Here is a 15,177-nt window from a genome sequence, read left to right on the forward strand (position 1 = left end):
CTCGCAACGTCTGGGAAAATTGAGTCGCCGCATCGTTAACAGCTTGCTCAATGGAATCGATAATAATATCTCGTTCCCTCACCTCTAAAGCCGCTTCTTCTTCTAAAATTTCAAATATGACCTGACGCAGAATGTGGTACTCAAAAATCAGTTGAGTCATTGAGTAGTCTGCAAAACCCGCTCGCTCATGTCCATGCTGTTTACCAATCCGAGTGCTTTCTAGTTTATCGGTTTTTATTCTGGCTGGTGTCCTTTCAATCTTCGTTGACAGTTCATCCACCAATTGCCCTAGATACTCAGGTAGCGAATCTTGTAGCATCAGAGAGTCCTGATGTATTGATGCACTAACTTCATCGCGCGCCCGCTCTTCCCACCTCTGCATAATTCTTTCAGCATTTTGCTTAAGACGCTTAGACGTTTGGTTAGACATAGATTATAAAAACACCAAAATTAGCAAATAGTTAGCTTGAAACCGCTTGATATTGTACGCAATATTTCAATTGAATTTCATCAAGACTTAATAGATGGGGAAGAGTAAGATTTACTGAGATATTTCAGTACCGAATCCCAGACTTAGAGCATACCCGAAAGACAAAAGCACGCTCATTCAATTGGCGTTCGCGGAGCGTCTCGTAGAGAAGCCTACCGTAGGTAATCGCCCAGAGATATAGTTGCAAAATTCTTCTCCCACCAGTCCAGCATTGCTTGTTACCTTTAGCACCCGATTTCAATTACTATACCGTATATGCTGTGCTGTTTGTTAAATCCTTTATCTGTCTGCCTTTCAAGACTTAACGGGAAAAGTCAGGTACAGGTAGACCTGCAACTGATGTGATTCGGGAGTTGATTCGCTCTCTAACAATAACCGTTTTGGAATTTGATGTCTGCTTTGTTTTCTATGTATTAGAAGATACAATTTTTACTTCTAGCGTGAAAATGCTACCTGTTCCTACCTGACTTTCAACTTTCAGATTCGCTTGATGTTTTTGGGCGATCGCCACAGCTATAGCCAGCCCTAACCCCGTTCCTCCGGTTTTACGAGAGCGTAGGCGCAGCCCGCCATAGGCATCGCCATCAACACGGTAAAAGCGCTCAAAAATTCGCTCTTGATCAGCAAGCCCAATCCCAATACCTGTATCTTTCACCGCAATGACAGCAGTGTAATCAGTCAAGACTAAGCTAACAGTTACATATCCTCCTCTGGGTGTGTGCTGGATGGCATTGGCAATCAAGTTTGACACTAAACGGTAAAGTTGCGATTCGTTACCTAGAGTGTAAACTTCGCAAGTGGGAATTTGGCAGGTTAAGTTAATATCAGCAGCAGTGGCCATCTCTAAAAATTCTTCAGTCAAATCGCTCACCAAATCATTTAAGCAACAGGGCTGAAAAGGTTTTGAGGATGAATTTTGCTCCAGACTGGTCAACAAGAGTAAGTCAGCGATCAAATGGCTCAACCTTCGCCCCTGTCGCTCAATAGTATGAAGCATTATTTGCATATCTTGTTGATTTGATTGCGGTATGCGGAGGATAGCTTCCACAGTCGCCAACAGACTAGCCAGGGGCGATCGCAATTCATGGGCAGCATTTGCAGTAAACTGTTGCTGTTGCTGATAGGACTGGTAAATGGGCTGCATCGCTAATCCTGAAAGCCACCAACTGGAAATAGTGACCAAGCTAAGAGTAATCGGAAGCCCAATCACCATAATCCATTGAATTCGCCTGATTTCGGCATCAAAATGTTCTAAGGTGCGCCCAATTTGTAAATAGCCCCAGGATGAATGGGTGCTGGGTTCATTAGCCAAATGATGGGCATTGGCACTGTGCAAAATCGTGGTGAATTGGTGATAGCGAATGCCCTTAGCCGTGCGAAAGGTTTGCCATGAAGTGCGGTTGAAAGTTGGCGGCAGAGATAGCGGTTGGTTGGGTGAAAAAGCCAGGAGTTTCCCTTGATGATTAAACAGCCGAATATAATATGTGGTGCGATCGCTGATGCCGATGGTGTGCCGTTGAATCAGCGTTGGGGTAGCCTTGCAAGGTTGTCCACTTAAACAAAGATCGGGAAAAATTTGTTGCAGTACAGCAGTTGGTTCTTCGGAAGGCGGTAACAGTGGTTCAACGCTATCGTGTAAAGTTCCAGCAATTGATTCAATTTCGCGCTCCATTGCTGCCCAGTTTGTCTGTACCATTGCTCGATATATCCCCAAGCCAGAAACACTCAAAATCACGCCCATAACTCCGGCATACCAGAGGGCTAACCGCAGACGACTGCGCCGAAAAAGTGAGTAGCTATTCATGGTTGAGAATGAAGTTGGGAGTTAAAGCGATAGCCAGCACCTGGAACAGTTTCAATCGGGCAGGGACAGCCATGATTTGCTAACTTGCGACGTAGTAAGCGCATTTGCGCTGCAACTACATTACTAATCGGTTCTTCATCCATGTCCCAAAGTTGTTGACGCAATTTACTACCGGGAATGATGCGATTGGGGTTCTGCATCAAATACATGAGTAGCTGAAATTCTTTGGTGGTTAAGGGAATGACTAGGGGTGTAGATCCATCTGAATTTACTCGTAGGACATTGTTTGCTGTATCCAGAGTAAAACCTGCAACAGTCAGGGTGGATGGTTGTAGTTGAGGCGATCGCCTCTGAAGGGCACGCAACCGCGCCAACAATTCTTCCATTACAAACGGTTTGACTAAATAATCATCAGCTCCCGCATCCAACCCCGCCACGCGATTTTCCGGCTGACCCAAAGCAGTAAGCATCAGCACTGGTAAGGGATTTTGGTGTAGTCTGAGCTTCTGACATAACTGTAATCCCGACATTTCCGGCAGCAGCCAATCAACAATAGCAACTGTGTAGTCTGTCCACTTGCTTTCAAGACAGAGCCATGCTTCAGTGCCATCTGTCACCCAATCCACTACATATCTTTCGCTAATTAAGACTTGCTTGATTGCCAGTCCCAAATCCGCTTCATCTTCCACCAGTAAAATTCGCATTGCTCCAAGAAATCAACCATAAAGCTCTGATTTTACAAAAACATCTGCCATTTCATCTGGATTTCATCTGCCCTTTGGCAAACTATGGATAACTTTTGTTTAATTCAGTATCCATTGTGAGGAGTGATTATGAAACCTTTTATGCTAATGAGTTCCATTTTGGCAGCCGGTTTAATTATCAGTGCGCCCACAGTTGTATTTGCTCACGTTGGACATGGTGATGAATTTCAAGCAACGGGCGGCATTAATCGCGTAAAAGTCAATGCTCAAACCGATCAACTGTTAGGTATTATTGTCACCCCAATCGCCTCCTCTGCCAAATCTGGATCTACTGTGATGATTCCGGTGACGGCATTGGTTGATGCCAACCGTAAACAGATAGTCTTTGTGCAGTATAAGAATTTTTATGAGCCAGTGGAAATTACAACTGGCGCGACCAAGGGCGAACTAATCACTGTTACCAAAGGATTGTCAGTTGGGGAAAAGCTCGTTACCCAAGGTAGTTTGTCACTCTATGCTGAATCGCGTAAAACTCAAACCGCCAATACAGCAACCAGTCCAGCCGCGATCGCCACTCCTAAAAAAACTGATGCAGCCCATGCTCAGGCAGATGCTAAAGGAATACCTCATAGTCATGATACTAGCGGTAATCTCGTCTCACAGGCTGGTGAAACAACTCAGCAATCGAGCGGATTCCCGATGGGTATTGTAGCCGCAGTCGGTGGCGGAGTCGTGCTTGTGGGCGGAGCGATCGCCCTTATCGCAGGCAATCGCAAGAACAAGGGAGGCGTTTAATTGAGATGTTGAACTCCATTCTGAATCAGATTCTCAAAACCTCAATTGTCCAGCGTTGGTTTATAGTTATCTGTGCGATTTTAGTGACGCTGTGGGGAGTGTTCACTGCCACACAGATGCCACTGGACGTGTTTCCTGAATTTGCGCCCCCCCAGGTGGATATTCACACCGAAGCGACTGGACTAGCTCCAGAGGAAGTAGAATCACAAATTACCGTGCCGATTGAAAGCGCGGTGAATGGTTTGCCAGGGGTGACTACGGTGCGTTCTTCCTCTAAAGTCGGACTGTCTATGGTGCAGGTGGTCTTTGACCAGGATGCCGACATTTATAAAGCGCGGCAATCAGTGACAGAACGACTCCAGCAGGTGACAAATCAGTTACCTGAAGGGGTGCATCCGCCGGAAATTTCACCGTTAGCATCGCCCTTGGGTACGATTTTACAGTATGCCTTTACTGTGAATGGGCAGGGGAAAACCTCGTTGATGGATTTGCGCCATCTGGTAGATAGCACCCTAAGTAACCAAATTTTGTCTGTGCCGGGAGTCACCCAAGTCACCGTTTACGGTGGGGATGAACGGCAGGAACAAGTGTTAATTGATCCAGCAAAATTGCGATCGCTCAATGTTTCGCTGACCGAAGTTACCAATGCTGCCAAAGGCGCAAATTCTAACGCCCCTGGTGGATTTCTTATTGGTGGTGGTCAAGAACTGTTGGTACGCGGTATTGGGCAGGTAAAATCAATTGCAGACTTGCAGCAATCTGTGGTAAAGGTGCAAGATGGGAAACCGATTTTGCTCAAAGATGTGGCGGAAGTAAAAACGAGTGCGGCACTGAAGCGGGGGGATGCTAGTTTTAATGGGCAATCGGCTGTGGTAATGATGATTAACAAACAGCCTGATGTCGATACTCCCACGGTGACAAAAGCGGTAGAAGCGGTGCTGCAATCTTTGCAACCGACCTTTCCCCCTGATGTGCAAGTGAAACAAACGTTCCGGCAGTCCAACTTTATTGATACTGCCATTCGTAATGTTAGCAGTTCCTTAATCGAAGGCATCGTTATCGTGTCGGTAATTATGCTGCTGTTTCTGATGAATTGGCGCACTGCTCTAATTACTTTGAGTGCAATTCCATTGTCGTTGTTGATTGGGGTAATGTTGATGCAAGCCTTTGGCTTGGGAATCAATACCATGACTTTAGGTGGATTGGTAGTTGCCCTGGGCGGCTTCGTCGATGACTCGATCGTTTACATGGAAAACTGCTATCGCAAACTCAGAGAAAATCAGGCGCAAGGTCATTCCATCCCTGCTTTTAAGGTAGTGTTTGACGCATTTGTAGAAGTGCGATTAGCAGTTGTCTTTTCCACGGTGATCATCATTGTGGTATTTGCACCAATTTTTAGTTTGACAGGTGTAGAAGGCAACATCTTTGCACCAATGGGTTGGGCATATCTGCTTTCCATCGCGGCTTCTCTATTTGTGGCCATGACTCTCACCCCTGCGCTGTGTGCCATTTTACTGGCGAATCAAACCTTGCCTCAAGAAAATACGTTTGTTTCTCGCTTGGCACAACGTCTTTATCGTCCACTGCTCAACATCTCACTACAATCGCCACAAATCATTCTGGGTGTAGCACTTGCAGCGTTGGTTGCCGCAAGTGCTACTGTTCCCGCTTTAGGAAGGGTGTTTCTGCCCGAATTTCAAGAAAAATCGATGGTCAACTCAATGGTCTTATTTCCCGGTGTATCGCTGGATATGACCAATCGCGCAGGAATGGTACTGTACACCTCACTCAAAGATAATCCTCTGTATGATTGGGTACAAGTACGATCTGGGCGCGCTCCTGGTGATGCTGATGGGGCAGGAGTGAGCATGGCTCATGTGGATGTAGAACTGAGTGACCGGGCGATGGAAGACCGGGAAGCCAGCATTAAACAACTGCGCGAAGCGTTCAACAAATTGCCCGGTGTGGCATCAAATATTGGCGGATTTATCTCCCACCGCATGGATGAAGTGTTGTCTGGGGTCAGAAGTGCGATCGCCGTGAAAATCTTTGGCCCAGATTTAATTGAACTGCGAAAGATTGGCGAACAAGTGCGAGATGTGATTCAGCCCATTGCTGGAGTTGTAGACTTGCAATTAGAACCTCAACTACCCATTCGTCAGGTACAAATTCATTACGATCGGGCGGCGGCTGCAACCTATGGATTGAGTATGGAGCAGTTGTCAAACGTGGTGGAAACTGCCCTGAATGGTCGTGTGGTATCGCAAGTGGCAGAAAATCAGCAGCTAATTGATATTTCTATCTCCTTGACGGAGAAAGCCCGCAATAGTTTAGATGCTATTCGCGCTATTCCTCTGATTACCCCGACCGGAAAAACCGTCCAGTTGGGGGCTGTAGCCAAGGTAGACTACGGTATGGGAGCTAATGTAGTGAATCGGGAAGATGTATCGCGCTTGATCGTTGTTTCGGCAAACGTTGCCGATCGCGATTTGGGCAGTGTCGTTGGCGATATTCAGTCCCAAATTCAACAAAAAATCAAACTACCCAATGGCTATTTCATCCAATACGGCGGACAGTTTGAATCGGAGCAGCGTGCTACCAATAACATACTAGTGTTTAGCATCTTGGCAGCGATAATCATTGCCGTATTGATGTTCTTCTCGGTTAAATCGCTCCCCGCTACAATCGCCATCATGCTCAATCTGCCCTTGGCGTTGGTAGGTGGTATTGTTTCAATCCTCTTAAGTGGTGGTGTCATCTCAGTTGCTTCTCTGGTTGGTTTCATTACCTTATTTGGCGTTGCTGTTCGCAATGGCTTGTTGCTGGTAGACAACTACAACAACAAGTTTGCCCAGGGTATGCTCCTTAAAGATGTGATTGTTAAAGGTTCCCTGGAAAGAATTGATGCCATTTTGATGACCGCACTTACCTCAGCTTTGGGAACACTCCCGCTAGTGCTGGCGAGTGGCTCTGGCAATGAAATTCTGCAACCGTTGGCGATCGTGATTTTGGGCGGTTTATTTACTTCTACAGCTTTGACTTTATTAGTCATTCCGGCTCTCTACGCCAAATTTGGCAAACAGTTGATGCCTCAACAAAAACCTGTTTTAACTAACCAAACCTGGTCAAACTAATAACGATGTGATTGATACTATAATAAAGCACCCGAAGTTGCTCAAAGTCTGCAACCGGGTTTGACTCGTGCAGAAATTGATGGGTTGACCGCAAAGTTTTCGTGGGTATTGCCAGAAGAAGTTTATAAACACAAATTAGTAGCATCAGTGCATGAGCGTGAGCCGTACGCCCCTGGTAAAGCCTCGCTAGCTCTAAGTTCTCTAAACGTTATAAACAAACTCTGGTAAAATGCCCATTACTATTTTTATTTACTGAGATATCAACTATATTTATTAGAAATTACTCAGTAATAATTTAAAGGTGTGAGCAGTCACAAACTTTTTTAAATAAATGAACAAATTTCTCCTCACTTTATTTTCTAGCCCTGCACTGTTTGCATCTGTGATCTCTATGGTCATGATGACTCAACCATCTCAAGCAAATCAGACAGTGGATGCAGCAGGCAACCGTCTTTCTTGCATACAATCCCCCCACTCAGCAACGAAGAAAATGGTCTGCATAAGGGTTAGCAATACTATTGCTTCTGCATCTACATCAAGAGTGAAACCAGCCCAAGCTCAACCAAATGAAGATAGAGCTATAGAGTTTACCGCTCCCGAAGCCCAACTAGAGCAGGGTAGGACTGTAGAGTTAGCCTATGCCTCTATCCAAGAGCTTCCTGAGTTAGAATTCACTGATGAAGAGAGTGAAACTTCCATAGCTTTATTTGGCTGCGATTGCCCGCCCTGCTTAAATGCTCTGCGTCAGATGCGGGGTTTGCCTGGTTTGGCAGGCTAGATTAAATTCAATACTCCAATTCCAAAGAATAGATGTGACTGCAACAGCGGTAAGCGCTAGCCATGCCGTTAGGCTTATCGCTGTTGCAATTTGTGTTAATGTAGCTGTTTTAATTTTGAGTAGCTTCAACAAACCAATAACAATTAGCCCATTTAGTACTGACCAGAGGAAGATATAAGGGGTGAGGTAGAAAATGGGGATTGCTAAAAACATAATTATGAATAGTTAAATCCTCAAGTCACCTCACCTGGACAAAGCCCAGGTGAGTTACAGGTCAAAAAGTTTAACGATTTAGCTCAACACGGCGAAACTCAGATGGCGGGTTAGGCACTTTTTCATGAGCGCAGGGAAGAGGAGACTGAGCTAACACTACAATCATTCTTTCCGTACCAGTATTGATAATTTCGTGTCCTACATCTTTGGGAATGTGAACACTGTCTCCTGGTTGAACAGCTGCAATTTCATCCCCAACAATCACATCTCCGGTTCCTTGCACAAAGTAACAAATCTCGTCACTTCCTGAATGCTTGTGCAAGGGGTTGGATTGTCCCGGCTCAATGCAGTAAATATTAAAGTGCATGGAGTCGGTCAAGAAAATCCGTCGCCGTACAAAAAAGCGAGGATTAAACTGAGCTATGTCTTCCAGGCTTTTCAAGTCGCCATTGCTGAACTTCTTCGGGTCTTTGAGCAGACTGGTATCAGCTTGTAAGGGAATCAAACCAGTTTCATTGGTAATTTCAGTTTGCATTGCTAATTTCTCCTTAAATTTTGATGGAAAACAAGTTTTTCAGCGATACCTACGGCGGTCACTGAGCTTTGTCGTAAAGCCTGCGGCATAGCTAGCTACGCTTAGGGCGCAGCCTCTCGTAGAGAAGTGCGGGCTATGCCTACGCCTATCACCCTACTCCAACTGATTTTGGTAATATGCTTGCAGACTCGCGTGCTTGCAAATAGGCATAGAGAGCATCGTAGATAAAAAACGCTTTTTGGAGAGTTTCATGATCGTTAGTGGTAACGAGAGGAAAGCCGTGGCTAATTGCTTTAAGACCACTTGCTTCCGGTCTTTGGTCAATAGCTCCGGGGATATCGGCAGCGTGAACGATTTGTGCGAGTTCAGCTAATACGGAATCTGTTAATTCATAATCTTGAATAATCTGCTCAAAGGAAGTAATACCTTTGTCATGAGCATACTTGGCTCCTGGTGCATCAAAACCAATGGCATGATGGGACTGTTGGACTTCAGCAACTTGATCCGGCTCAACAAACAGAAACTCCGCTTCCCGATCTACAAATCGCTGAATTAACCAAGGCGTTGCTACTCGATTGACTCGAATTTGTCTGCGCGTTACCCATTTCATTTAAAGTCCTCCTTTTAATAACCAGCCTGGGTGTCGTAGCGTTTGATTTTGCCAAACTTGACCAGAGCATGACCTGGGGAAGCATCAACTGCTGGTTTTTCTGGAGCGACTAACCACTTTTCAAATTTTTCTTCGCTTTCCCACATTGTGATGATTAACCAGTCCCCTTGCTCGTCAGTAGATTTGAGAATCCGCTCCAGAAGAATGCCATATCGTTGTCTCAACTCCCGGTTAGATTCGATCCAATCAAAGAAAGCTTGTTCGTTTTCTTTCGGGATCTCAACAGTGCGAACGCAGACTAGTGGTTTTGGTGGCAAGACGACCATTTCAAACCTCCGATTTTGCAGAAGTATCTGTTGCTGTCAAAGTAAAAAGCACCGCAGCAGCCAAAAGTAATCCGCTAACTACGCTAAAGCTGATTTGATAAGACGTGTACATCAGTAGGAGTCCTAATAAAATAGGACCGCTTGCCTGACCTACATCCATAATTGCGCTCATAATTCCTAATGCAGTGCCGCGACTGTTTGTTGGAGCCAAGTCTGCAACCAAGGCGGATGTGGCAGCACTTGCGATCGCAATCCCCAATCCAAACACCGCAGAAATTAACAGCAGCAAAAAGATTGATTTCGTTTGACAGAAAAGCCAAGTTGCCATGCTGCTAAGGAGCATACCCACAACTATTTGTCGCTTACGTCCATGATCATCGCTCATTCGACCCATGAGAGGACGCGCTAGTACCTTCACTCCAACCTGGCTACCAAACACTAATCCCACAGCAGCTTGATCGATTCCTACACTTAGGGCATACAGAGGCAAGAAAGCTTCAACTGCACCAAAAGCTCCGTATTGGGCAGCTTCTGCCAAACTAGTAATCAGTATTGTCCGGTGGGACAAAATCTTACTAATTGTAGGTGCAGTTGCAGTCAGATTCTGTCTGGGTTCTCGATGGTGCTTTAATTTGCTACTTGCTTTAGGCAGCAGTTTGATTCCTAAAATAGTTAAACCACCAGCGATCGCACATACGACATAAACAGATTGCCAAGTGCCTGTTGCTAGAAGTAATCCACCGACTACAGGTGCAAGGGCGCGTCCTGCTAACGTAAAGGAAGAATACCAGCCTAAGCGCTCTCCTCTATGGGTAGGAGCCAAGTCGGTGACATAAGCCATTGCTACGGGGCCAAGAATTGCTGTTGCCAATCCGTGATATACCCGTACTAGTGCTAGTTGCCAAGGTGTAGTTACTAACAAATAAATCAAGGGCGCACTGCAAAACACTATTCCTGCTAAGAGTAGCAATGGTTTTCTACCCCAATAGTCACTGAGTAAACCTGCTGGGAAACTAGCTAGGATACCCGTCAACGTCGAGGCCGCGGCGATCGTCCCAATGCTGGCTGGAGAGGCACCCAACTGTTGAGCCAGAATAGGCAACACCGGATTTTTAGCGATTGTCGAACTGAAAATCGCCAATCCCCCAACTGAACATAGGACTAAAAACGCAGAATACTTCATTGCCAACGTAACAGAGGAAATAGATGGTAGCAGATTTGCTTAGAGCTTTTATAATTTATAAATGTAATATGTATTTCTTTATATAGCAACTACTGTTACAAAAAATATCTTCCAAGCTTAAGCTGACTCTCTGTACTGTTTGGAGAACACTGTATACAATCCCTCAAACAGTTTGATTCCACACAACTCCAGTTCAGCATCAGAAAGATTTCCTAATAACCACCCCTGCAATACGGCATCTACTCCCGTAGTTTCAGGACGCGCATACAGTCCATCTCGCAAGTCAATTTCATGAACAATTTCTCCAACAACCTGTAATCCAGGGTCATTCAAATCAAATGCGATCGTCATCACCTCAAATGTACAGAGATTACCACAATGCCCAAAGGTCGCATCTTTCATCTCAAATGCAACTTCATCAGGGGCAACCTTATGGGAATATCGAATCTCAGCATTGGGATTAATAAATCGACGAATCAGCCAGATGCAGGCTAGACGATCTATATAGGGTCGAGGCCGAGTGACCCACCGCTTATCCCGGTATTCATCAACTGCTGTACGAGGAACTGCAATTGCCGATGAGAGATTGGGGGAGAGTGCTTGAGCAATTCGATTGAGCTGAGTCATCACACGAATCCCATCAGGACAATCAAAGAAATCTACACGGGAAATCTCGGTGTGTTGTTTACGCAGCTTTTCTAAGGTTTCTAGCAAACTGCTACGAGCTTCTACGCTAGCAATAGCATTCACAGATTTTTCCAGTTCAATCGCTTGAGCTTCAATCTCTTGATACTCTTCACTACGAGTTTTAGAGAATAGTTCAATGATTTCCTGGTCAGCCAATCCCTCAAACTGCTCAACCCGCATTACTAGTGCTTCACCCTTGGCCTGTTGAACTTCCTGAGCCAACCATTGAAAAGATTCAATACATTCGTCACGAGAGGGAAGGACGTAAATGCTGCCTTTAAGCGAGATGGCTCCCAATCGTCGTAACCGTCGCCATAACGTGACACGAGGACTGGAAGACGATTTGGAAGGAAGGGAGTAGGAGAAAACTATCCAACTCAATTTTATACCTCCATTTAACATTTAGAGTAAACTTTATTGCAACGAAAAGCAATAACTGTTTCATTGAAAATTGATCTAACGATACAAACAGACTTATAAAGAAACTCAGCTAAAAATAGCCCTAGATCGAATCTCATTCAGACTGCTGAAGCGTTAGAAAATCAACTATCCCAATTACAACAAGAATTAGGAGATATTTCAGACACACAATTGCAATCATTGATGAGCTTGTGAAATGCTTATGACAGTGACTGAGATTTTTGCACTGAGCGCAGTAGAAGTATGTAGAAGTGCGGACTATACCTAAGCTAAAATATAATGCCTGCATTCTGAAATAGTGGCAATTGAATCACTTGGGTTTGTTTGGCGTTATCAAGGTTAGACAAGGAAATGCCAAGCAACCTAATACTGCGATTCTCCAGATCAATCGACTCAAACAGCGCTTTGGCTATCTCAAAAATCGTAGATAGTTCATTGATGGGAGCAAGCATTGTTTTACTGCGGGTTATCTGATGATAGTCAGAAAACTTGACTTTTAGAGTTAATGTGCGGCCTCGTGTTTCGTGCTGCTCTAACCGTTGCTCGACGATTTGGGCAATCTGTTCAAGTTCTTGCAACATCTGGCTGATATCGCTTAAGTCTTGTGCAAACGAGGTTTCTGCACCAATCGATTTGCGAACTCGATTTGCTTCAACTGGTCGATCATCTTCTGCCCTGGCAATCTTGTAGTAATAATGACCTGCTTTACCAAAGTGGTGTGTTAGGTCAGTCAGCGATCGCATTTTCAAATCTGCGCCAGTATGAATCCCCAGTGAATGCATTTTCGCTGCTGTAACTTCTCCAATGCCGTGGAACTTCTCAATCGGCAGCTGTTCTACAAAGGCGATCGCTTGCTCTGGTAAAATCACTGTCAACCCATTCGGCTTGTTCTGCCCTGATGCCATTTTTGCAAGAAACTTGTTAATCGACACGCCTGCGGTTGCCGTCAACTGAGTTTCCTGGAAAATCGCAGTTTTAATGTGTCTTGCGATCGTAGAAGCGTAGGGGATGTTTTGCCTATTCTCAGTAACATCAAGGTATGCCTCATCTAGCGCAACTCCTTCCACTAAATCACTGTAGCGTTTAAAGATAGCGTGGATTGAAGTGGAAATCTCTCGATAGACATCGAATCTTGGTCTGACAAAGATAAGCCCAAGACATTTTGCAAAAGCGGTTACAGAAGGCATCGCTGAATGAACACCAAACTTACGAGCTTCATAACTGGCTGCTGCAACTACGCCTCGCTGATTGGGACTGCCACCGACTACTAACGGTTTACCTCGGTAGCTAGGGTTGTCCCTCTGTTCCACCGATGCGTAGAAGGCATCCATGTCTACGTGAATTATCTTTCTCACTTGGAAGCAGAGTGAAGCATTAGAAAGTTAGGCCAACTGGTGCTTAGTAAAATACTATATTACCAGTCTTATAGTACATTAGCACTACTTATTCCCAATACCATATCTGCATTACTTCCCACGTGGCTATGTAACCAGTTGCTACAGTAACAAGCTATAGCATTCGTCATCACAACTCATCCCGCAACCACTCTAACCCAGTTCTCAACGCCGCCTCCGCCGTATAATAAATCTTCTGCTCCCCGAATATCCCACCCGTGCGGCTGATAATCCGAAACTGCCAGCAATGCCCTGGCGTGTAAAAAACCATTAGGACACTGCCGTTGACACAGAGTACGGTATCAACTTTAACTTGGGACATTTACTGCTGTTGTGGGTGTGATGATGTATTTTAATTGTCTGCAATTTCTCACCCAATCAAACCCAAATGCCGATGAAATGCTTCAACTGCATTCGCCACACCATCTTCATCCCTGATTTTCTCACCTAACTCCTGGGCTTTAGACCGCATCACCTCATCACCCAGTACGATTTCAATCGCTGCTGCTAGAGGTTTTTCTGATACCTTCTGGTACGGTATCGGTTGTGGGCTGACTCCCAATCGGGTTAGCTTTTCACCCCAAACTGGTTGATCTGCAAAAAAGGGTACGGTAACTGATGGTGTCCCTGCACGTAACACTGCCGCCGTTGTACTAGCTCCTCCGTGATGCACTACTGCTGGCACTTGAGGAAATAACCAATCATGCGGAACTTCCTTGATCACAAACACTCGTAGCGAATCTTTTATATTCACCGTTCTTCCAACCTTACCCCAGCCTGATAATATAATCCCGCCTTGATGGGTTTTCTTTAAGGCTTCCACGATGTAATGTGTGAGATATTCTGGATTGGGCATCGTCATGCTCCCAAATCCAAAACACAAAGGTAATTGCTTTCGCCCAAGAAAATCCTCTAGTTCCAGAGGTGGCTCGTATTCGGAGGCTTGGTCAATAAACCAAAAACCAGTTACATACACCCATGCAGGCCAGTCACGGGGTCTTGGGATGACGTGCGAACTAAACCCGTACAATAGAGGGATTCGTGATACATTCGCCGGAGTCTTCTGTCTGAAGCGTCTGCCCAAATATGGTAGAGGCGGCAATTTCAATGTTTCTGTTCTGAAATTATTGAGCAGTTGACGATATCTTTGCCAGTGCAAAAACTCTGCCAGCAAGTAGCTGCCATAGTTGATTAATTTCTTTAGCGGGTTTTTAGTTATTTGAGCAAATCTCAAAAACCCAAACATCCCTGTGGGAGTCAACGGCAGAACTGATGCAAAAAAGCAAGGTACGCCTAATTTCTCTGCGATATGATATCCAAAAGTAGCTAGCGGCGTGTAGATAATCACCTCACTTCCCTGACACGCTTGCCAACCTGATTCCAACTGTTGAAGTAAAAGCTTATCTCCTTCTTCTTTTTTCAACTTTTCTCCCGCAATCAATCGCTGCCCTTGTTTCGATTGCAAAAACTCTTCCATATTGCCAGCGATCGGTGCAAATTTTAAATCAAACTTCCTAACAAATAACTCAAAGTTCTCATGCGTTGCAATCGTTACTTCATGCCCCGCACGCTTCAAGCCAATAGCCAAAGCGCAGTATGGTTGCAAGTCTCCTCTTGAACCTACTGTTAGGATCGTAATCTTCAGTTTTCGGCTTGGTGCTAGAGGTAGACTTTGGCTCAAATGCTTTTTCCTGCTGAAAACGTAATGATTCAAAAATTGTACTAATTTCCTGCACCTCTAGGTGATAAACCAATACAGTTGAGATACCCCTCTTTCAAGAAAACAGATGGTTTCTTTCAGCCATAGTGGGCGATCGCTCATGAACAGCTTCTGTCACTTTCCAGAAAGGAGATCGCTAGAGGTTTGGGTTAAAAAAGCTGAGGAGGCGATTAATATTTCTATTATTGAAGAAGAATTCAGAAGTCAGAATTCAGGAGTCAGAATAAATCAGTCGGGGATTCAGACCCGCGACTGATTGAAAACCACCAAATCTACGATTTGGTGGGGGTGCAAAAACGCCGGTTATTCATCCGCTTTTTTATACAGAATACCCAACTGAATTCTGACTCCTGACTCCTGAATTCTGTTCGATAAATATTAAGA

15 protein-coding genes are annotated in these 15,177 nt (G+C 44.9%); 4 read left to right on the forward strand and 11 right to left on the reverse strand.

Annotation, left to right across the window (positions count from 1 at the left end; all coding sequences use genetic code 11):
- The 3 genes from IQ274_RS32360 to rppA form a co-directional block, all read right to left on the reverse strand.
- Nucleotides 1-430, reverse strand: a 430-nt coding sequence (locus tag IQ274_RS32360) for a hypothetical protein (protein WP_194144718.1), incomplete at its 3' end; no start/stop codon positions are given.
- Between the two features lie 466 nt (nucleotides 431-896).
- Nucleotides 897-2,294 (reverse strand): two-component system sensor histidine kinase RppB, encoded by a 1,398-nt coding sequence (gene rppB / locus IQ274_RS32365; RefSeq protein ID WP_194144719.1) that lies wholly within the window; start codon nucleotides 2,292-2,294, stop codon nucleotides 897-899.
- Entirely contained in the window at nucleotides 2,291-2,998 is a 708-nt protein-coding gene (rppA, locus tag IQ274_RS32370) for a two-component system response regulator RppA (protein WP_194144720.1), read from the reverse strand. Before rppA ends, rppB begins: the two co-directional genes overlap by 4 nt.
- Before the next feature lie 129 nt (nucleotides 2,999-3,127).
- Between rppA and IQ274_RS32375 the strand changes: the two genes are divergently transcribed.
- The 3 genes from IQ274_RS32375 (at nucleotide 3,128) to IQ274_RS32385 (ending at nucleotide 7,705) form a co-directional block, all read left to right on the forward strand.
- The gene (locus tag IQ274_RS32375; protein ID WP_194144721.1) at nucleotides 3,128-3,793 is read left to right on the forward strand and encodes a cobalt transporter; all 666 of its coding nucleotides are present in this window, start codon (nucleotides 3,128-3,130) and stop codon (nucleotides 3,791-3,793) included.
- A 5-nt stretch (nucleotides 3,794-3,798) separates the two neighbouring features.
- Entirely contained in the window at nucleotides 3,799-6,927 is a 3,129-nt protein-coding gene (locus IQ274_RS32380) for an efflux RND transporter permease subunit (protein ID WP_194144722.1), read from the forward strand.
- Nucleotides 6,928-7,258: 331 nt separating this feature from the next.
- Complete coding sequence (locus IQ274_RS32385) at nucleotides 7,259-7,705, forward strand: hypothetical protein (RefSeq protein WP_194144723.1); 447 nt, start codon at nucleotides 7,259-7,261, stop codon at nucleotides 7,703-7,705.
- 283 nt (nucleotides 7,706-7,988) lie between these two features.
- Here the strand turns inward: IQ274_RS32385 and IQ274_RS32390 are convergent, their stop codons facing one another.
- From IQ274_RS32390 to IQ274_RS32425, 8 genes are all read right to left on the reverse strand, one after another.
- Nucleotides 7,989-8,453 (reverse strand): cupin domain-containing protein, encoded by a 465-nt coding sequence (locus tag IQ274_RS32390; RefSeq protein ID WP_194144724.1) that lies wholly within the window; start codon nucleotides 8,451-8,453, stop codon nucleotides 7,989-7,991.
- Nucleotides 8,454-8,601: 148 nt separating this feature from the next.
- Entirely contained in the window at nucleotides 8,602-9,063 is a 462-nt protein-coding gene (locus IQ274_RS32395; protein ID WP_194144725.1) for a chromate resistance protein ChrB domain-containing protein, read from the reverse strand.
- 14 nt (nucleotides 9,064-9,077) lie between these two features.
- Nucleotides 9,078-9,389 carry an antibiotic biosynthesis monooxygenase family protein gene (locus IQ274_RS32400; RefSeq protein WP_194144726.1) on the reverse strand — a complete coding sequence of 104 codons (312 nt, stop codon included), beginning with the start codon at nucleotides 9,387-9,389 and terminating at the stop codon, nucleotides 9,078-9,080.
- Between the two features lies 1 nt (nucleotide 9,390).
- Nucleotides 9,391-10,530: an MFS transporter gene (locus tag IQ274_RS32405; protein ID WP_194144727.1), complete on the reverse strand. Its 1,140-nt coding sequence runs from the start codon at nucleotides 10,528-10,530 to the stop codon at nucleotides 9,391-9,393.
- Nucleotides 10,531-10,689: 159 nt separating this feature from the next.
- Nucleotides 10,690-11,640, reverse strand: a complete 951-nt coding sequence (locus IQ274_RS32410; RefSeq protein ID WP_228058527.1) for a chromate resistance protein ChrB domain-containing protein — start codon at nucleotides 11,638-11,640, stop codon at nucleotides 10,690-10,692.
- 308 nt (nucleotides 11,641-11,948) lie between these two features.
- A complete protein-coding gene (gene dinB / locus IQ274_RS32415) occupies nucleotides 11,949-13,034 on the reverse strand; it encodes a DNA polymerase IV (RefSeq protein WP_194144728.1) in 1,086 nt (361 codons plus the stop codon).
- Nucleotides 13,035-13,203: 169 nt separating this feature from the next.
- On the reverse strand, nucleotides 13,204-13,395 hold the full coding sequence (locus tag IQ274_RS32420; protein ID WP_194144729.1) for a hypothetical protein: 192 nt from the start codon (nucleotides 13,393-13,395) through the stop codon (nucleotides 13,204-13,206).
- A 48-nt stretch (nucleotides 13,396-13,443) separates the two neighbouring features.
- On the reverse strand, nucleotides 13,444-14,787 hold the full coding sequence (locus IQ274_RS32425; RefSeq protein WP_322745407.1) for a glycosyltransferase: 1,344 nt from the start codon (nucleotides 14,785-14,787) through the stop codon (nucleotides 13,444-13,446).
- Between the two features lie 73 nt (nucleotides 14,788-14,860).
- Here IQ274_RS32425 and IQ274_RS32430 point away from each other — a divergent pair, with 73 nt between their 5' ends.
- The gene (locus tag IQ274_RS32430; protein ID WP_194144731.1) at nucleotides 14,861-15,049 is read left to right on the forward strand and encodes a hypothetical protein; all 189 of its coding nucleotides are present in this window, start codon (nucleotides 14,861-14,863) and stop codon (nucleotides 15,047-15,049) included.
- Nucleotides 15,050-15,177 lie beyond the last annotated feature (128 nt).

The sequence above is a fragment of the Nostoc sp. LEGE 12447 genome, assembly GCF_015206985.1.
Taxonomy (GTDB): domain Bacteria; phylum Cyanobacteriota; class Cyanobacteriia; order Cyanobacteriales; family Nostocaceae; genus Nostoc.

Coding starts and splice junctions, on each gene's coding strand:
- rppB (WP_194144719.1), bottom strand. CDS start 2,294: ATGAATAGCTACTCACTTTTTCGGCGCAGTCGTCTGCGGTTAGCCCTC.
- rppA (WP_194144720.1), bottom strand. CDS start 2,998: ATGCGAATTTTACTGGTGGAAGATGAAGCGGATTTGGGACTGGCAATC.
- IQ274_RS32375 (WP_194144721.1), top strand. CDS start 3,128: ATGAAACCTTTTATGCTAATGAGTTCCATTTTGGCAGCCGGTTTAATT.
- IQ274_RS32380 (WP_194144722.1), top strand. CDS start 3,799: ATGTTGAACTCCATTCTGAATCAGATTCTCAAAACCTCAATTGTCCAG.
- IQ274_RS32385 (WP_194144723.1), top strand. CDS start 7,259: ATGAACAAATTTCTCCTCACTTTATTTTCTAGCCCTGCACTGTTTGCA.
- IQ274_RS32390 (WP_194144724.1), bottom strand. CDS start 8,453: ATGCAAACTGAAATTACCAATGAAACTGGTTTGATTCCCTTACAAGCT.
- IQ274_RS32395 (WP_194144725.1), bottom strand. CDS start 9,063: ATGAAATGGGTAACGCGCAGACAAATTCGAGTCAATCGAGTAGCAACG.
- IQ274_RS32400 (WP_194144726.1), bottom strand. CDS start 9,389: ATGGTCGTCTTGCCACCAAAACCACTAGTCTGCGTTCGCACTGTTGAG.
- IQ274_RS32420 (WP_194144729.1), bottom strand. CDS start 13,395: ATGTCCCAAGTTAAAGTTGATACCGTACTCTGTGTCAACGGCAGTGTC.
- IQ274_RS32430 (WP_194144731.1), top strand. CDS start 14,861: ATGGTTTCTTTCAGCCATAGTGGGCGATCGCTCATGAACAGCTTCTGT.